Raw genomic sequence first — 16,993 nt, forward strand, 5'->3', positions numbered from 1 at the left:
GCGCAAGATCCCATTACGGTCCTGCTCCGTTCGGACCGCGGACCGGCCGGTGGTCACCCCGGGTTAACTTGCGACAATGGGGCCGTAGAAGGTGTGATGACCGGTCCATCACGGGACCGGCGTGTGCCGCGGAGCCTGTAGCGTGCTCTAGCGAAGACCGAGACCTTACCGCTGTGATGCGGATCGATACGACGGCGAGGACCGATGGCACCGACGCAGAGCCCCCAGGGCCCGTCCGATCCTGATGCCACCGGCTCCAACTCTCCTGATGCAAATCTTTCCGATGCACCGGAGATGTGGGGCAATGGCGGTTTGGTGGGCGACGGACGCTACCGGCTCACGCACCGGCTCGGCCGTGGCGGCATGGCGGAGGTGTTCGCCGCCGAGGACGTGCGCCTCGGCCGCACCGTCGCCGTCAAGCTGCTGCGCTCCGACCTCGCGGAAGACCCGGTCTCCAAGGCCCGCTTCACCCGTGAGGCGCAGTCCGTCGCGGGCCTGAACCACCACGCGGTGGTGGCGGTGTACGACTCCGGCGAGGACTTCGTCGCCGGCAACACGGTGCCGTACATCGTCATGGAGCTGGTCGAGGGCCGCACCATCCGCGACCTGCTGCTGAACGCGGACGCACCGCCGCCGGACCAGGCGCTGATCATCGTTTCCGGGGTGCTGGAGGCGCTGGCCTACAGCCACCAGCACGGCATCGTGCACCGTGACATCAAGCCCGCGAACGTGATCATCACGCACAGCGGCGCGGTCAAGGTGATGGACTTCGGCATCGCCCGTGCGCTGCACGGCGCCCAGTCCACGATGACGCAGACCGGCATGGTCATGGGCACGCCGCAGTACCTGTCGCCCGAGCAGGCCCTCGGCAAGACCGTGGACACCCGCTCCGACCTGTACGCGACCGGCTGTCTGCTGTACGAACTGCTGGCCCTGCGCCCACCGTTCACCGGCGAGACCCCGCTGTCGGTCGTCTACCAGCACGTCCAGGACATGCCGGTGCCGCCCTCAGAGGTCGCCGGGGCGGTGCCGCCGGAGCTGGACGGCCTGGTGATGCGGTCGCTGGCCAAGGACCCGGACGACCGCTTCCAGACCGCGGAGGAGATGCGCGGCCTGGTCCAGTACGCCTTGCAGATGCTGCACGAGCAGGGCCCCCACACCGGTACGTGGAACACCGGGCCGGTCGCCCTGCACGAGGGCGGGCACACCCCGGCCATGGGCTCCGCCGCCACCACCGCCCTGCCGCACCCGGACCAGGGGGCGACCACGGCGCAGCCGATCCTGCCTCCCCACATGCGGGACGGGGACGGCGGCTACGAGGGCGGGCACCGGCCCGCCAAGGGCGGCCGCGGCAAGATCTGGCTGATCGCGGCGCTCGCGGTGATCGCCATCGCGGTCGGTGTGGCCATCGCGCTGCAGAACGCGGGCAGCGGCGAGAAGCAGACCCCGGCGCCGACCAAGAGCCCGTCGGCCTCGCAGAGCTCCGCGGAGGAGACCACCGACGAGCCGTCCGACGAGCCGTCGGACACCTACACGCGGCCCGGCAGCTCGAACGGCAACACGGGTACGTACAACCCCCCGACGACGCGCTACCCGAGCAAGCCGCACACCTCCTCGCCGCCCACCACGCCGCCGCCCACCACCAAGGCGCCGACGACCCCGCCGCCCACCAAGCCGACCAACGGCAACACGAACAGCGGCAACACGAACGGCGGCAACACGAACGGCGGGGCCGACGGCGGCAACGGTGACACCAACGGGAGCACGAACAGCGGCAGCACGAACGCGGGAACCAGCGCCGGCAGCGGTTCGGCCGGCACCGGCGGGGACAACGACCTGCTCGACTGACCGCACCACCGCACCACACAGAGCCTGACCACAGCGCCTGACCACAGCGCCTGAACGCAGCGGGCGGCCGGATCACCGGCCGCCCGCTGTGCTGTCCCCGGGAGGCCACCCGCGTACCCCGGCCCCTCGCCCCCTCACTCCGTGAACGCCGCCCGCACCGCCGCGTACTCCCGCGTCCACCACACCGCCAGCGCCGCGGACGCCGGGAACTGCGGGTCGGCCCGCCGGTCGCCCAGCCGGTAGCGCCAGTCGAGCATCCAGAAGTCGTTGAGGCGCTCCCACCACACCCGGTGCACGGCGGCGGCCAGTTCCGCCGCACCGGCGCCCGAGGCGCGGCGGTAGGCGGCCGCGTAGGCCCGTACCTTCGGCAGGTCGAGGGTGCCCGCCGGCTGTACGAAGAAGATCGCGGCGGCCCGTACGGCCTCTTCCGCGCGGGGCTGTACGCCCAGCCGGTCCCAGTCGACGATGGCGGCCGGTTCGGCGCCCCGGTAGAGCAGGTTGAGCGGGTGGAAGTCGCCGTGCACCCAGCCCGTGGCCGGTACCTGCGCCGCCGCGGGCCGCCGGTGGGCCTCCCGTTCCAGCAGCGTGCGGCGCTCCAGCAGCCGGTGTTCGGCCAGTTCGTCGAAGCTGCTGCGCGGCCGGGACCGGCGGGCGAGCGCGAGCAGTTCGTCGATCATCTCGAAGGTGCGCACGGGGTCGGCGCCCGTGTGCTCGTACGGGGCCCGCGTCCCCTTCGGATCGGGCGTCCCCTCATGATCCGGACCTCTCGTCCCCTCCGGACCACTCGTCCCCTCCGGGTCACGCGTTATGACCTGCTCCAGCGCGGTGTGCACCCGCCCCAGCAGGGCGCCCAGGCGGCAGGACTGGAGGCGGGTGAGGGCGGCGCCGTCGCGGTGGCGGCCGTCGACCCACGGGTGCAGCGCGTAGCAGCGGCCGCCGAGGACGGTGACCGTACGGCCGTCCGCGTCGGCGAGCGGCGGGGCGACCGGCAGGCCGAGCGCGCCCAGGCGGAGCGTGGCGCGGTGCTGGCGGGCGATGGCGGCCTGGTCGCCGTCGAGGTGGTGTTTGAGGAAGTAGCGGCCGTGCGTGGTGGCGAGGCGGTAGCCGCGGTTGAGCAGCCCCTCGGCGACCGGCTCGCACGTCAACGGCTCCCCGGCGCCGTAACGGCGCAGCAGGGAGCCGAGGGTGTGTCCGTCGGGCGTGGTCATCGCCCGGACATCGGATGAGCGCAGCACGCGCCAGATGTTAGATCACCGGGTCACGCTGAGTGGGCGTAACGGAACACAGGGACATCGCAGAGGTAGTGAACCTTGACAAACTCCGGTTCTATGCGGAGGAAAACCGGGTCGAAGGGCTCTCCGTCGGCCAGCCGGGGGGTGGGGCCGAACAGTTCGTACTCGGCCGCCGTGGGCACGATGGCGCGGGCGGTGCCGGTGAACTGGACGGACCAGGTGTCGTTGGCACCGGAGTTGACGTTGTCGGCCTCGTAGGCGACGACGTTGCCGTCCAGGGCGCGGTGGTAGCCGTGGCCGCGGTGCAGCCGCAGCAGGAGCCGGCCGTCGGTCACGACATGCCGCGTGACGGCGGTGAAGGGCAGCGCCCGCTGGCTGGCCGACACCCGCCCGTAGGGGACGCGGTTCAGCAGCTCGATGGCGTGGAGGTCGTCGGTGGGCATGGATACACCCTGCCGTGCCGCCGGGCGGGAAAGTAGGGGCACCCGCCCCGGGGAAAACAGGACGTTGGTCCTGAATCGTGCGGGGATTTTCCGATTCAGGGGTCTTTCGGGGGCGTTTCAGGAGGTCGGAGCCGTCCTGGCCGCCGAATTCTTTACCTTCCTTGAACATTCGCCCACGCCGTCGTGTGGAAGTTTTTCACACAGAACTTCCACACAGAACTTCCACGGAAGGTGCCCACCCGCGCCGCCCGCGCCCGCGCTACTGCCGCTGCGCCTTCATCCGCGCCACGTAGGCGGCCGCCTGCGACCGGCGCTCCATACCCAGCTTGGAGAGCAGGCTGGAGACATAGTTCTTGATCGTCTTCTCGGCGAGGTGCAGCCGCTCGCCGATCGACCGGTTGGTCAGCCCCTCGCCGATCAGGTCGAGGATCTTGCGTTCCTGCTCGGTGAGGTTGGCGAGCCGGTCGTCGCCGCGGGTGTTGTTGCCGTCCCGCAGGCGTTCCAGTACGCGGGCGGTGGCCACCGGGTCCAGCAGCGACTTGCCGGCCGCGACGTCCCGTACGGCGGACAGCAGCTCGTTGCCCCGGATGGCTTTGAGGACGTAACCGGACGCACCGGCCATGATGGCGTCGAAGAGGGCTTCGTCGTCCGAGAAAGATGTGAGCATCAGGCATTTGATGTTCTCGTCCTGGGAACGGATCTCCCGGCAGACCTCGACACCGCTGCCGTCCGGCAGCCGGACGTCCAGCACGGCTACGTCGGGACGGGTCGCAGGGATCCTGACCAGGGCATCTGCGGCGGTTCCGGCCTCGCCGACCACCTCGATGTCCGCCTCCACGGAGAGCATCTCGTGAACGCCGCGCCGCACGACCTCGTGGTCGTCGAGCAGGAATACCGTGATTTTTCCTTCTTCGCGCACCCGCTCAGTCTCACACACGAAGTCTTCCCGTGCTCCAGGTCACCGATATAACGTGCCGTTGTCCCGGCGGGCTGCAACGCTGTGAACAGGGGTTTGCCGACTGGTCGGCGCGATGCTCGGAATTCCAAGCAAAATACTTGGAACCCCAAGCAAAGTCGCAGGTCAGGGCCCCTTTCGCCTAGGCTCCGGAAGTAGGGCACAACGCCCACCTTCCGGCAGGCCGTGGCCGGGGCACCTTGTTCCACCCGGGCCGCGCCGTGCCGCACACACCCCGTGCGCCGTATCGGATACCGGGTGAGCCGCAATACGGCCACCGGCGGACCCCGGGGGCCGGACAGACGGAGGAGCAGCACGTGACCGTGGAGAGCACTGCCGCGCGGAAGAACCCCCGCGGTGGCGGCAAGCGCACCACCGCAAAAAAGGCGTCGCCCGCCAAGGCGAAGGCGGCTGCCCCGGCCCCGGCCGAGGCGGAGCAGGACCAGCTCGTACAGCTGCTGACCCCCGAGGGCAAGCGCGTCGAGCACCCCGAGTACGCCATCGACCTGTCGGCGGAAGAACTGCGCGGGCTGTACCGGGACATGGTCCTCACGCGGCGCTTCGACGCCGAGGCGACCACCCTCCAGCGCCAGGGCGAGCTGGGCCTGTGGGCCTCGCTGCTGGGCCAGGAGGCCGCGCAGATCGGCTCGGGACGGGCCCTGCGCGACGACGATTACGTCTTCCCGACCTACCGGGAGCACGGCGTCGCCTGGTGCCGCGGCGTGGACCCGACGAACCTGCTGGGCATGTTCCGCGGTGTCAACCACGGTGGCTGGGACCCCAACAGCAACAACTTCCACCTGTACACGATCGTCATCGGCTCGCAGACGCTGCACGCGACCGGCTACGCGATGGGCGTCCAGAAGGACGGCGCCGACTCGGCGGTCATCGCGTACTTCGGCGACGGCGCCTCCAGCCAGGGCGATGTGGCCGAGTCCTTCACGTTCTCCGCGGTGTACAACGCTCCGGTGGTGTTCTTCTGCCAGAACAACCAGTGGGCGATTTCCGAGCCGACCGAGCGTCAGACGCGTGTGCCGCTGTATCAGCGGGCCCGTGGTTACGGCTTCCCCGGTGTGCGGGTGGACGGCAATGACGTGCTGGCGTGTCTGGCGGTGACCCGGGCGGCGCTGGAGCGGGCGCGTGCGGGTGAGGGCCCGACGCTGGTGGAGGCGTTCACGTACCGGATGGGGGCGCACACCACCTCCGACGACCCGACGAAGTACCGCCGGGAGGAGGAGCGCGAGGCGTGGGAGGCCAAGGACCCGATCCTGCGGCTGCGCACGTATCTGGAGGCCGAGGGCGTCGTCGACCAGGCCTACCTGGACGGTATCGAGGCGGAGAGCGAGACGCTGGGCCGGCGGGTGCGCGAGGTGGTGCGGGGCATGCCGGACCCGGACATGATGGCGATCTTCGAGAACATCTACGCCGACGGGCACGCCCTCGTCGATGAGGAGCGCGCGCAGTTCGCCGCGTACCAGGCGTCGTTCGCGGACGCGGAGGAGAACTGAGATGACCGTCTTCGAGAAGATCACGCTGTCCAAGGCGATCAACGAAGCGCTGCGTGCCTCGATGGAGGCCGATGCCAAGGTCCTGGTCATGGGCGAGGACGTGGGCAAGCTGGGCGGCGTCTTCCGTGTCACCGACGGGCTGCAGAAGGACTTCGGCGAGGGCCGGGTGATCGACACGCCGCTGGCGGAGTCCGGCATCGTGGGCACCGCCGTCGGGATGGCGCTGCGCGGCTACCGGCCCGTCGTGGAGATCCAGTTCGACGGTTTCGTCTTTCCCGCCTACGACCAGATCGTCACGCAGCTGGCCAAGATGCACGCCCGCGCGCTGGGCAAGGTCAAGGTGCCGGTGGTCATCCGCATCCCCTACGGCGGCGGCATCGGCGCCGTCGAGCACCACTCCGAGTCGCCCGAGACGCTCTTCGCGCACGTCGCGGGCCTGAAGGTCATCTCGCCTTCGAACGCCTCGGATGCGTACTGGATGATGCGCCAGGCCATCGAGGGCGACGACCCGGTCATCTACTTCGAGCCCAAGCGGCGCTATCACGACAAGGGACGCCTGGATACCGAGGCGATTCCCGACCCGCTGCACAAGGCCCGGGTGGCGCAGGCGGGCACGGATGTGACGCTGGCCGCGTACGGGCCGATGGTCAAGGTCTGCCTGGATGCGGCGCGGGTCGCGGCCGAGGAGGGCAAGTCGGTCGAGGTGGTGGACCTGCGCTCGCTGTCCCCGGTCGACTTCGATGCGGTGCAGGCCTCGGTGGAGAAGACCGGGCGGCTGGTCGTCGTCCACGAGGCGCCGGTCTTCCTGGGCACGGGTGCGGAGATCGCCGCCCGGATCACGGAGCGGTGTTTTTACCAGCTGGAGGCGCCGGTGCTGCGGGTGGGCGGTTTCCATGCGCCGTATCCGCCGTCGCGGCTGGAGGACGAATACCTGCCGGGGCTCGACCGGGTGCTCGATACGGTCGACCGCGCGCTGGCGTACTGAGGCTTGAGGAGTAGTGACCATGACTGCAACCGAGCAGCGCTTCCGTGAGTTCAAGATGCCCGATGTGGGCGAGGGGCTGACCGAGGCCGAGATCCTCAAGTGGTACGTGCAGCCGGGTGACACCGTCACCGACGGGCAGGTCATCTGCGAGGTGGAGACCGCCAAGGCCGCCGTGGAGCTGCCCAGCCCGTATGAGGGCGTGGTGCACGCGGTGCACTTCGAGGAGGGCGCCACCGTCGACGTGGGCACCTCCATCATCGCGGTGGACACCGACCCCGGCGCCGGCCCGGCCGGGGCTCCCGCCGCGGCCGAGGCCGCACCCGCCGCCGCGGAGGAGGACGCCGAGCCGCAGGGCCGGCAGGCCGTCCTCGTCGGCTACGGCGCGGCGCCCTCGTCCACCAAGCGGCGGGCGCGCAAGCCGCAGGCGGGCGTTCCGGCGCAGGAGCCGGCCGCCGCGGCAATCCAGGCGGAGCTGAACGGGCACGCCGCGGCCCCGGCCCCGGCGCCCGTGGCCCCGGCCGCTCCGGCGCCTGCCGTCCCGGCTGCCGTCCCCGCAGCCGGGCGGCCGCTGGCCAAGCCCCCGGTGCGCAAGCTGGCCAAGGACCTCGGCATCGACCTGGCCGCGGTCACCCCGACCGGCCCGGACGGCGTGATCACCCGCGAGGACGTGCACGCCGCGGCGGCCCCCGCGCCCGCCGCCGAGGCCCCGGCCGCGGTCCCGCAGCCCGCCGCCGACACCGCTACCGCTACCGGCGGCTCCGAGGCCGTCCGCGCCCGCGAGACGCGCATCCCCATCAAGGGCGTCCGCAAGGCCACCGCCCAGGCGATGGTCAACAGCGCCTTCACCGCGCCGCACGTCACCGAATTCGTCACCGTCGACGTGACCCGCACGATGAAGCTCGTCCAGGAGCTCAAGCAGGACCCCGACATGGCGGGCCTGCGCGTCAACCCGCTCCTGCTCGTCGCCCGGGCACTGTTGGTCGCCATCAAGCGCAACCCCGAGGTCAACGCGGCCTGGGACGAGGACAACCAGGAGATCATCCGCAAGGACTACGTGAACCTGGGCATCGCCGCGGCCACCCCCCGCGGCCTGATCGTCCCCAACATCAAGGACGCCGAGGCCAAGACCCTGCCGCAGCTGGCCACCGCGCTCGGCGAACTCATCGCCACGGCCCGCGAAGGCAAGACGGCCCCCGGCGACATGGCCGGCGGCACCGTCACCATCACCAACGTGGGCGTCTTCGGCGTCGACACCGGCACCCCCATCCTCAACCCCGGGGAGTCCGCGATCCTCGCCTTCGGCGCGGTCAAACTCCAGCCCTGGGTCCACAAGGGCAAGGTCAAGCCCCGCCAGGTCACCACACTGGCGCTCTCCTTCGACCACCGCCTGGTCGACGGCGAACTGGGCTCCAAGGTCCTCGCGGACACCGCGGCGATCCTGGAACAGCCCAAGCGGCTGATCACCTGGGCCTGACCGGCACCGGTACCCCATGAGGGCGGGCCCGGAGGCGACCGGAATGGTCGCCTCCGGGCCCGCCCTCGCTGTCTTGAGCCGTTCTGCCCTCAGCCCCGGATGATCTCGACGGCGCGGCTGAGGTGCCCCACGGGCCCGTCCGGTGCCGAGTGGTCGGCCTGTGCCGCGCCCTTCGTCAGCGCGATACCGCCCCACAGCGCGGCCACGAGCAGCGCGACCATGACGGTGGTCCGAGCACGTCGGCCGGCGTTCGTCCTGGACTGCATGGTGGTCTCCCCTTGCGTACGGATCGGAGCCTGCTCGGCCCCTCCCTTCCATTACGTCACGGGAAATCGCCGATTCCGTACGCGCCAGGTACAGACTCACGTCAGTCTTAAGTCGGACACCAGGTACATCCTTCGGCAGATCCAGAGGGCCGGCCCCCCGAAAATCATTTGCCCCTATCCCCCTCCCTGCCTAGCGTCGGCCGGATGAGCAGCCCGACGATCATCCGCCCCTACCGCCCGGCGGACGAGCCGTCCGTCACCGACCTGTGGTCCCGCGCCGTACGCCGGGCCCACCCCTTCATCGAGGGCGAGGGCACGGGGGAGCGCGCCCGCGAACTCCGCGACGTCTACCTCGTCCAGGCGGACAACTGGGTGGCCGAGGACGAGCGCGACGGCACCGTCCTCGGCCTCCTCGGCCTGCTCGGCTCCCAGATCGGCGGCCTCTTCGTAGCCCCCGAGGCGCAGGGCCGCGGCATCGGCGCCCAGCTCCTGGAACACGCCGCGTCCCGCCACGGCGCCCTCACCCTCGAAGCCTTCGCCCGCAACACCGGCGCCCTCGGCTTCTACACCCACCTCGGCTTCACGGAACGCAGCCGCCGCACCGACGAGGCCACCGGCGAAACCCTCGTCGCCCTCGACCGCCCGGCGCCCCTGCGCTCCGTCAGCTGGCTGCACGTACGGGACGGCCGCCTGCTCAGCGTCCGTACGCGCGGCAACGACACGTTCTACCTGCCCGGCGGCAAGTACGAACCGGGCGAGACCGCCCCCGAAGCGCTCTCCCGCGAACTCTCCGAAGAACTCGGCCTGTCGGTACCGGCGGGTGACCTCCGTGAGGCCTTCGTCATCCACGCCACCGCGCACGGCGTGAACGCCGGCCGCCGCCTGCACATGACGTGCTTCACCGGCGGGCCCCAGGACATCACCCCCGCCCCCGGCCGCGAGATCGCCGAATACGCGTGGTTCGACCGCCACGAGTCGCAGGAACGCTGCGCCCCGGCGCACATGCGGGTCGTCAACCGCCTGATCGCCCAGGGGCACATGGCCGCGTAGCGGCACGTACCCGGAGCTCCAGCTCCGCCCACACGGTCTTGCCGACGGTACGGGGCTCGGTCCCCCACCGGTCGGCGAGCCCGCCCACGAGCACGAGCCCGTACCCGGACGTGGAACCCGCGCACGCCCTCGCCTTCGGCACGCGCTCCCCACGCGGGTCACTCACCTCGATCCGCACCATCGTCGCGCTCAGCACCAGCCGCACCCGGAACAACCGCCCCCGCAACGACCCGTGCAGCAACGCGTTGGTCGCCAACTCCGAAACGATCAGCGCCACGTCCCCGGCGGCGTCCGCCCACCCCCACTCCGCCACCAGCCGCGCCGCCCGCCGCCGCGCGAGGGAGACGCTGCGCGCGGTGGGCGTGTAGTCGAGCTTGTCTTCGTAGGTGAGTTGGGGAACGGGCATGGCTGATCGCCTCCGTCGGATTGCCAACGTTCTCGCTGTGCGAGCGAGTCGATACAGACGGTAGTGTTGCTGTGCGTGACGAGGCAAGTAGCACGCGCAGAAATTTCTACTTGCGATAGCTTGGTCAACTCGACGGGAAGGGGCGGGAGATGGCGGGTGACCGACCCGAACGCGGTTCTTCGGTTTCAACGGTGCTGGGCCGCCGACTGGGCGGCGAACTGCTGCGTATGCGTGAGGCACGGGGCCTGCGCCAGGCCCACGCGGCGGAGGCGTTGACCGCTTCGGTCCCGAAGGTCGCGAAGATGGAACGCGGGCTGGTTCCGATGCGGGACCCGGACATTCGTGCGCTGTGTCATCTCTACGGTAGGGACGACGCCGACACGGTGGCGCGGCTCCTGGGCCTGGCGAAGCTGGACCGGGAGCGGCGAAGGGCGAAGGGATGGTGGCGCCACTCGCCGAATGCGGGAGCCCTGGCCGAGTACATCGCCTTGGAGGACGTGGCGAATCAGGTCCGGAACTGGCAGGTGTCACTGATCCCGGGGCTGTGCCAGACGCCCGAATACGCCCGAGCCCTCGGAGCGGGCAGCGCGGCCTGGCAGAGGCCGGACGAGATCGAGCGAACCGTCGAGATCAGGATGCGTCGGCAGACGAGGCTGACCGGCGACCGGCCTCTGCAGGTGCACGCGGTGATCTGGGAAGCTGCGCTCCGTCAACTGGTGGGCGGCTCAGAGATCATGCGCGCCCAGTTGGCCCGATTGCTGGACTTGGCCGCGTTGCCCAACGTGAAACTGCAGATTTCGCCGTTCTCCGCAGGTGCTCATCCCTGCATCACGAGCCCCTTCAACATCGTCTCGTTTGCTGAGCCCGGTGCGGCGGACGTGATCCACCTCGACGGCATCACGTCGACCGTATGGGTCGAGCACGAGGGTGACAGCGCTTTGTACGGGGAATTTTTCGACCGCGCAGCCGGGTTGAGCCTCACGCCCGACGACTCGGTTACCTTGATCGATAGCCTGCGTAAGGGGTTGTGAGCCGTGCCCGAGTTCCAATTCGTCAAGTCAAGTTACAGCAGCCCCGCCGGCGGCGAGTGCGTCGAGGTCGCGACCAACGTTCCCGCCGTCGTGGCCGTCCGCGACTCCAAGAACCCGTCGGGACGCACCTTGCTGTTCGGCGACCGCGAGTGGCTGGCATTCCGATCTGCCGTGGTCGATGGGCAGATACGCGCAGGGCTGCTCACCGGTCGGCATCAGTCAGGCTGAGCCTGGCCCCACGCGACTCGGTCACTCTGATCGGCACCATCGGCAAGGAGCTATGACCCGTGCGCGAGTTCCAGTTCATGAAGCCCAGTCACAGCGGCGGGGCCCCGGCGCAGGAATGCGTCGAGGTCGCGACCAACGTCCCCGCCGTCGTCGCCGTCCGCGACTCCAAGAACCCGTCGGGACAGACCTTGCTCTTCGGCGACCCCGAATGGCTGGCCTTCCGGTCCGCCGTGATCGACGGAAGGATACGCGCGGTGTCCCTCACCGCGCGGCATCAGTAAGGCGACACGGTGACCTGGAGGATGTACACGCATTGGTGTCGCGGTACAGCCTGGTGGATGAACATGCCGCCGGTGACGACCTCCTCACCGATCTTCGGCGACGAGCCTTGGTAGAGCGTGCCGTCGAGGTATTGGGCGGCGGCTGCCCGCACCAGTTCGTCCGCCGTCTCCTCGATCCTGGCGATGAGCGCCAGATCGTCGATGCCACCGATGACGTGATCCGCGGTGGGGTCGTACTCCCAGCGCCACTCAGCCACCGGTCACCGCGCGCCGGGCCTCGTTGTACACGTCGCGGACCTCGTCCATGGCGGCCCGCCACTCCGGGGCGGTGCGGTCGAGGGTGTGTACGAGATGTTGCGCGGCCTCCATGCGCTGGTCGAGGTCGCGGCGCCGCTTCATCTCGATGACGGTCGCCCACTTGAGCTGAAAGCCCTTGATCGGTTCGAACGACCCCGTCTCCGTGGCCCGGGTGAACTGGACGTCGCGGTCGGCCAGCATCTCGGGAACCCGGGCGGGAGCGACCCGGGCGAGGGCGGCACGCAGGCTGGGGAAGGCCAGGCCGGGCCGGGGGACCAGTTCCTCGGGCGGTTCTTCAGGTTGGGCACTCATGCCGCTGCCCTCTCCTTCGTGCCGGGGGCTGACCGGGGTGCCATGCCCTTGCATCCTAGGGCGGCGTACGAGGTACGCGCTGTCGAAGCGAGGTTTGAGGCCCGTGAGCCTCACGTCGGCGCACCGGGCTCAAGACGATGCAACCGGTGTCATACCGGTCGGCAGCCGCGCCCCCCGGCCCTAGGGCCGCGGCGCGGACGTACGGGCATGACATGTTCCGGTCGTGGGCAGGCGCGCCGCGTGCTGACCGAGCGTGGAGAGGATCGTGTGATGCGGAGCAAGTGGGTTCGGCGGGCGGCCGTGGCCGCGAGTGGCGTGTTCGTGGCGGGGGCGTTGCCGCTGGTGGCGGCGGGTCCGGCGCAGGCGTGGTCGTGGGATTGCCAGCAGTACCTGCGGCACAAGGGTTACAGCGTGCCGGTCGGCGGCGAGACCGCCAAGGCGTGTTCGATCGCCGAGGACGGTGCGGGGTCGGCGTACTCGCTCGACATCTGCCGCCAGCGGCTTGAGGCGCTGCACGTCAAGGGCAAGTACGTGAAGCCGGCTTGCAATAGGGGCGCTGCTCGGTAGGGGCGACTGCGGCTCTCGCGCTCCGGAGCGCGACGGCAGCGGCTGCCGCGACGGCCAGGAGTTCGATGGCCGTCGCGGTCAGGCCCGCACCGGCGGCCCCCGCGTGGGCGAGGCCGAGTGAGCCGAGGAGGCCGCCCAGGGAGATGCCGGCGTAGGTCGCGCTCGCGTTCAGGGCGAGGATCAGGCCGGGTGCCTCCGGTGCGAGGCCGACCAGGCGGTGCTGCTGGGCCGGGGCGAAGGCCCAGCCGAAGACGCCCCAGACGGCGAGGGCGACGGCGGCCCACGCCGCCCCCGTGGCGCCGTGCGCGCCGAGTGCGCCCAGCAGGCCGAGGGCTGCCAGTGCCACGGTGAGACCGGCCGTGCAGACCACCGTGAGCCACGGCGTGGGGTGGCGGTCGGCGAAGCGTCCGCCGAGTGCGTTGCCGGCCACGGCCGCGAGGCCGAACACCAGCAGCCACAGGCTCAGTGCGGTGCCGCGCACCCCGCCCACCTCGGCGAGGACGGGCCCGATGTACGTCAGGACGGTGAACGCTCCGGCGATCCACAGGACGGAGACGCCGAGCGCGGACGGGACGCCGGGTACGCGGAGCACGGCTAGCCGGGAGCCGGGCCCGCCTCCGGCCCCGCCTCCGGCCCCGGCTCCGGCTCCGGCCCCGCTCGCAGTCGCGGCCGTATCCGCCGGGAGCAGCAGTGCCGTCCCCGCGGCTGCCGCGGCGCCGAGCGCGGCCACGGCGAGGAAGGTGGCGCGCCACCCGAAGGCTCCGCCGATCAGCGTGCCGAGCGGGACGCCGGCCGCGGTGGCGGCGGCCATGCCCGCGCCGACCGTGGCGAGTGCCCGGCCGCGCCGCTCGGCGGGGACGAGGGCCGGGGCGGCCGCCGCCGCTGCGGGCGTGAAGAGCGCGGCGGCGAGCGCCGCCGCCACGCGGACGGCGAGCATGGCCGCGTACGAGTCCACGAGGGCGGCCGCGAGGTTCGTGGCGGCGAAGAGCCCGAGGCTGCCGACGAGGACGGTCCGTCGGCGCAGGCCCCCGGTGGCCGCGCCGAGGAGGGGTGCGCCGATCGCGTAGGCCAGCGCGAAGACGGTGACGAGCCGCCCCGCGGCGCCCTCTGTCACGTGCAGGTCGTGGGCCATGTCCGTGAGCAGCCCGGCGATGACGTATCCGTCGGTGCCGATGGCGAAGACGCCGACGGCGAGGAGGAGCAGCAGGGAGCGGGAGGAGGGGGAGGTGACAGGGGTGTCGGTGGGGCCGGTGGGGCCGGTGAGGTGCCGGGTGGGCCTCATGTCGTCTCCAGGAAGAGCTGGAGTGCGGTGAGCAGCTCGCCGGGGGCGTCCTCGGGCGTGAAGTGGCCGGCGTCCGGCAGTTCGATGACGGGCGCTTCGGGGTAGGCCAGCCGGAACGCCGGGATGACGTGGCGCGGTACCAGCGCGGTGTCCCGCATGCCTTCGACGAGCACGGCGGGCTTCGCGCGCACCGCGGCGACGGCGTCCCGGTCGGGCGGCGGCGTCAGCGGGTTCGCGTCCGGGCCCGTCTCCGGGCCTGTCTCCGGAGCGACGAGCTGCTGCGGGAAGCGGATGACGCCCCGGCACGCGGCCCGTTCCGTGAAGTGGCCCGCGTAGGCCCGTATCCAGGTGGGCGTCACGATCTGCGGGCGCGCGATGGTCTGGAGGGCCAGCATCAGGCCGACGACGGTGTGCCCGGCGTTGCCCAGCACCTCTTCGAGGGAGCCCTGCGCGTACGCGGTGCGGGCCCACCGGAACCAGGCGCTGTCGTCCATGTTGGCCGCCATCAGCGCGTCGTACCCGGGCAGGCCGAGCGGGAGCACGGTGTTGGTCGCGAAGACGCGGTCGACCCGGTCGGGGTGGCGCAGCATGAAGCCGGTGCCGATCGGGCCGCCCCAGTCGTGCAGCACCAGGGTGATCCGGCGCAGGTCGAGGACGTCGACGAGCAGGCGCTCCAGGTTGTCGACGTGCTCATGGGCCAGATACGTACGGCCGGGCGGCGTCGCGCTCTTGCCGAAGCCCATGTGGTCGGGCACCACGACGCGGTGGGTGCGTGCCAGCGGGCCGACGAGGTGCCGCCAGAGGTAGCCCCAGGTCGGCTCGCCGTGCAGCAGGACCACGGTCCGGTCCGCGTCGCGCGGGCCTTCGTCGGCGTAGTGCTGCCGGAAGCCGGCCGTCTCGGTGTAGTGGGGGGCGTAGGGCCAGGTGCCGTCGAAGGTCTCGGCGCCGGGAATCATCGTGTACTTCTCCGTATCCGCATACGTATCCGTGTGGGTGCCCGCGTGGTGTCACGTCCGGGCGCACGGAACGTATGCGGGGTCCCCTGACACCCTCTGTCAGTGGAGGGCGGCAGACTTGCGGTCATGCGCGCGAGCCGACTGCTGTCAGCCCTTCTGCTGCTCCAGGCGCGGGGCCGCCTGACGGCCCGTCAGCTGGCCGACGAGCTGGACGTGTCGGTGCGTACGGTCTACCGGGACATGGAGTCGCTGAGCGCCGCGGGCGTGCCGCTGTACGCGGAGCCGGGGCACGACGGCGGCTACCGCCTCGTCGACGGTTACCGCACCCGGCTGACCGGCCTGACCGCCGGGGAAGCGGAGGCCCTGTTCCTGTCCGGCCTGCCGGGACCGGCGGCGGAGCTGGGCCTGGGCGGCGTCCTGGCGAGTCTGGAGCTCAAGCTGGCCGCCGCCTTGCCCGACGAGCTGCGCGAGCGGGCCGCGCGGCTCACGCAGCGCTTCCACCTGGACACTTCCCTCTGGTACGACGCGCCGGAGGCCGTCCCGCACCTCGCCCCGGTCGTCCGGGCGGTCTGGGAGCAGTGCCGGGTCCGGGTGCGCTACCGGCGGTGGGCGGAGCCGCGGGAGGTGGACCGGGACCTGGAGCCGTACGGCGTGGTCCTCAAGGCGGGCCGGTGGTATCTGGTGGCGGGCGGGGAGCGGGGGGTACGTACGTATCGGGTGTCCGAGGTCCTGCGGGTGGACGTCCTGGAGGAGGGGTTCGAGCGGCCGGAGGGGTTCGACCTGGCCGGGCACTGGGCGGCTTCGCTGGCCGACTTCGACGACCGCCGGTACACGGGCGAGGCGGAGCTGCTCGTGTCGCCGCGCCTGCTGGAGCGGCTGCCCCAGCTCCTGGAACCGGCCGTGGCCCGCGCCGCCCTGGCGAGCGCCCGGCCCCCGGAGCCCGACGGCCGGATCCGTGTGGTCGTCCCGGTCGAGTCCGCCGAGCACACCGCGGGCCTGCTGCTCCGCCTCGGCGCCGAGGCGGAGGTCCGCTCGCCCCCGGAACTGCGCGCCAGGATCACCGAGACGGTCGCCGCGTGGGCCCGGGTGTACGGCGTGCCGGACCGGCGCGGTTAGGACGTGGCGGTGCTCCCCAGCCCTGCCGTGTCGGCCAGGGAGCCGATTTCGAGGGTGAGGAGGGTGGCGGGGTCGTGGCCCATGTTGGCGAACAGGCCCTGGACTTCGAGGCTGACGATGCCATGGATGCGGGTCCAGGCGAGGATGGTGGCGGCGAGCGTGGGGACCGGGTCGGCGACGGAGGTGTACGCGGCGGCCCAGTCGGCGACCGCGGGGGTGCCCGCGACCCAGGCGCGCACTTCGCCGTAGAGCGGCTCGGCGGCCGGCCACGGCCTGCCTTCGGCCAGGACGGCCAGGAACGGGCCGAGGACCTTGCGGGCGCTCTCCGCGGTGTGGGCGGGAGCCTCGTACGCCACGGCGGGGGTGCCCGCGAGGAGCAGGTAGCGGTGGGGCTGGGCGAGGGCCCAGTCGCGGAACGCGTGGGCGAGGGCCAGCAGCCGGTCGCGGGGTGACGCGTCGGCGGCCCGGCGCGCCGCCTCACGGGTGACGTCGGCGGCGTCCTCGTACCCGTCGCTGATGAGCGCGGTGAGCAGGTCGTCGCGGTTGCGGAAGTACTTGTAGAGGGCGGGGCCCGACATGCCGAGGGTCTTGGCGATGGCGTTGATGCTCAGCGCCTCGATGCCGCCGGCCGCGATCTGTGCCAGCGCGGCCTGCTTGACCTCTTGCTGGACCTGGGCGCGGTAGCGCTGGCGCGGTGTCTGGGCGGCGGGGGGCGTGGAGGATGCGGACGGCGGCATGGGGCGGCTCCAGCTTGCG

Annotated in this window: 20 protein-coding genes; 10 read left to right on the forward strand and 10 right to left on the reverse strand. The window is 71.5% G+C overall.

Annotated features, from left to right (window positions below):
• Window positions 1-204 precede the first annotated feature (204 nt).
• Window positions 205-1,848, forward strand: a complete 1,644-nt coding sequence (locus tag A6A06_RS30700; RefSeq protein WP_073765513.1) for a protein kinase domain-containing protein — start codon at window positions 205-207, stop codon at window positions 1,846-1,848.
• Between the two features lie 134 nt (window positions 1,849-1,982).
• Here A6A06_RS30700 and A6A06_RS30705 read toward each other — a convergent pair whose 3' ends face one another.
• The 3 genes from A6A06_RS30705 to A6A06_RS30715 all read right to left on the reverse strand — a co-directional run bounded on the left by A6A06_RS30705 (window position 1,983) and on the right by A6A06_RS30715 (window position 4,442).
• Window positions 1,983-3,083, reverse strand: coding sequence for a phosphotransferase (locus A6A06_RS30705; protein WP_073765515.1), 1,101 nt, complete (start codon window positions 3,081-3,083; stop codon window positions 1,983-1,985).
• A gap of 23 nt (window positions 3,084-3,106) precedes the next feature.
• Window positions 3,107-3,523, reverse strand: a complete 417-nt coding sequence (locus A6A06_RS30710; protein WP_073765517.1) for a pyridoxamine 5'-phosphate oxidase family protein — start codon at window positions 3,521-3,523, stop codon at window positions 3,107-3,109.
• 259 nt (window positions 3,524-3,782) lie between these two features.
• Window positions 3,783-4,442, reverse strand: coding sequence for a response regulator (locus A6A06_RS30715; protein ID WP_073765519.1), 660 nt, complete (start codon window positions 4,440-4,442; stop codon window positions 3,783-3,785).
• A 353-nt stretch (window positions 4,443-4,795) separates the two neighbouring features.
• Here A6A06_RS30715 and pdhA point away from each other — a divergent pair, with 353 nt between their 5' ends.
• The 3 genes from pdhA to A6A06_RS30730 are packed head-to-tail and all read left to right on the forward strand — an operon-like array spanning window position 4,796 to window position 8,445.
• Complete coding sequence (gene pdhA / locus A6A06_RS30720) at window positions 4,796-5,986, forward strand: pyruvate dehydrogenase (acetyl-transferring) E1 component subunit alpha (protein ID WP_073765521.1); 1,191 nt, start codon at window positions 4,796-4,798, stop codon at window positions 5,984-5,986.
• A 1-nt stretch (window position 5,987) separates the two neighbouring features.
• Window positions 5,988-6,971, forward strand: coding sequence for an alpha-ketoacid dehydrogenase subunit beta (locus A6A06_RS30725; protein WP_073765523.1), 984 nt, complete (start codon window positions 5,988-5,990; stop codon window positions 6,969-6,971).
• Window positions 6,972-6,990: 19 nt separating this feature from the next.
• On the forward strand, window positions 6,991-8,445 hold the full coding sequence (locus A6A06_RS30730; protein WP_073765525.1) for a dihydrolipoamide acetyltransferase family protein: 1,455 nt from the start codon (window positions 6,991-6,993) through the stop codon (window positions 8,443-8,445).
• An 89-nt stretch (window positions 8,446-8,534) separates the two neighbouring features.
• Here the strand turns inward: A6A06_RS30730 and A6A06_RS42265 are convergent, their stop codons facing one another.
• Window positions 8,535-8,711 carry a hypothetical protein gene (locus A6A06_RS42265; RefSeq protein ID WP_199931275.1) on the reverse strand — a complete coding sequence of 59 codons (177 nt, stop codon included), beginning with the start codon at window positions 8,709-8,711 and terminating at the stop codon, window positions 8,535-8,537.
• Between the two features lie 204 nt (window positions 8,712-8,915).
• Here A6A06_RS42265 and A6A06_RS30735 point away from each other — a divergent pair, with 204 nt between their 5' ends.
• Window positions 8,916-9,761: a GNAT family N-acetyltransferase gene (locus A6A06_RS30735; protein WP_073765527.1), complete on the forward strand. Its 846-nt coding sequence runs from the start codon at window positions 8,916-8,918 to the stop codon at window positions 9,759-9,761.
• Here A6A06_RS30735 and A6A06_RS30740 read toward each other — a convergent pair.
• Complete coding sequence (locus tag A6A06_RS30740; protein WP_073765529.1) at window positions 9,724-10,167, reverse strand: ATP-binding protein; 444 nt, start codon at window positions 10,165-10,167, stop codon at window positions 9,724-9,726. The two genes, A6A06_RS30735 and A6A06_RS30740, sit on opposite strands and share 38 nt — an antisense overlap.
• Window positions 10,168-10,316: 149 nt before the next feature.
• Here A6A06_RS30740 and A6A06_RS30745 point away from each other — a divergent pair, with 149 nt between their 5' ends.
• The 3 genes from A6A06_RS30745 to A6A06_RS30755 are packed head-to-tail and all read left to right on the forward strand — an operon-like array spanning window position 10,317 to window position 11,707.
• Window positions 10,317-11,198: a helix-turn-helix domain-containing protein gene (locus A6A06_RS30745; RefSeq protein WP_073765532.1), complete on the forward strand. Its 882-nt coding sequence runs from the start codon at window positions 10,317-10,319 to the stop codon at window positions 11,196-11,198.
• Between the two features lie 3 nt (window positions 11,199-11,201).
• Entirely contained in the window at window positions 11,202-11,426 is a 225-nt protein-coding gene (locus tag A6A06_RS30750; RefSeq protein ID WP_073765534.1) for a DUF397 domain-containing protein, read from the forward strand.
• 59 nt (window positions 11,427-11,485) lie between these two features.
• A complete protein-coding gene (locus tag A6A06_RS30755; protein WP_242441021.1) occupies window positions 11,486-11,707 on the forward strand; it encodes a DUF397 domain-containing protein in 222 nt (73 codons plus the stop codon).
• On the opposite strand, the gene A6A06_RS30760 is transcribed toward A6A06_RS30755, so the two are convergent.
• Both A6A06_RS30760 and A6A06_RS30765 read right to left on the reverse strand, forming a co-directional pair.
• The gene (locus A6A06_RS30760) at window positions 11,701-11,964 is read right to left on the reverse strand and encodes a hypothetical protein (protein ID WP_073765536.1); all 264 of its coding nucleotides are present in this window, start codon (window positions 11,962-11,964) and stop codon (window positions 11,701-11,703) included. The two genes, A6A06_RS30755 and A6A06_RS30760, sit on opposite strands and share 7 nt — an antisense overlap.
• Entirely contained in the window at window positions 11,957-12,316 is a 360-nt protein-coding gene (locus A6A06_RS30765; protein ID WP_073765538.1) for a hypothetical protein, read from the reverse strand. Before A6A06_RS30765 ends, A6A06_RS30760 begins: the two co-directional genes overlap by 8 nt.
• A 240-nt stretch (window positions 12,317-12,556) precedes the next feature.
• Here A6A06_RS30765 and A6A06_RS30770 point away from each other — a divergent pair, with 240 nt between their 5' ends.
• The gene (locus tag A6A06_RS30770) at window positions 12,557-12,883 is read left to right on the forward strand and encodes a hypothetical protein (protein WP_199931276.1); all 327 of its coding nucleotides are present in this window, start codon (window positions 12,557-12,559) and stop codon (window positions 12,881-12,883) included.
• Here A6A06_RS30770 and A6A06_RS30775 read toward each other — a convergent pair.
• The gene (locus A6A06_RS30775) at window positions 12,834-14,165 is read right to left on the reverse strand and encodes an MFS transporter (protein WP_073765542.1); all 1,332 of its coding nucleotides are present in this window, start codon (window positions 14,163-14,165) and stop codon (window positions 12,834-12,836) included. The genes A6A06_RS30770 and A6A06_RS30775 overlap by 50 nt on opposite strands.
• Window positions 14,162-15,121: an alpha/beta fold hydrolase gene (locus A6A06_RS30780; RefSeq protein WP_073765544.1), complete on the reverse strand. Its 960-nt coding sequence runs from the start codon at window positions 15,119-15,121 to the stop codon at window positions 14,162-14,164. The genes A6A06_RS30775 and A6A06_RS30780 overlap by 4 nt, the downstream gene beginning before the upstream one ends.
• Window positions 15,122-15,247: 126 nt before the next feature.
• Here A6A06_RS30780 and A6A06_RS30785 point away from each other — a divergent pair, with 126 nt between their 5' ends.
• Window positions 15,248-16,237, forward strand: coding sequence for a helix-turn-helix transcriptional regulator (locus A6A06_RS30785; protein WP_073765546.1), 990 nt, complete (start codon window positions 15,248-15,250; stop codon window positions 16,235-16,237).
• Here the strand turns inward: A6A06_RS30785 and A6A06_RS30790 are convergent.
• The gene (locus A6A06_RS30790) at window positions 16,234-16,974 is read right to left on the reverse strand and encodes a TetR/AcrR family transcriptional regulator (RefSeq protein ID WP_073765548.1); all 741 of its coding nucleotides are present in this window, start codon (window positions 16,972-16,974) and stop codon (window positions 16,234-16,236) included. The two genes, A6A06_RS30785 and A6A06_RS30790, sit on opposite strands and share 4 nt — an antisense overlap.
• Window positions 16,975-16,993 lie beyond the last annotated feature (19 nt).

Origin of the sequence: Streptomyces sp. CB02923, from assembly GCF_001905005.1 — a bacterium.
Lineage (GTDB): Bacteria > Actinomycetota > Actinomycetes > Streptomycetales > Streptomycetaceae > Streptomyces.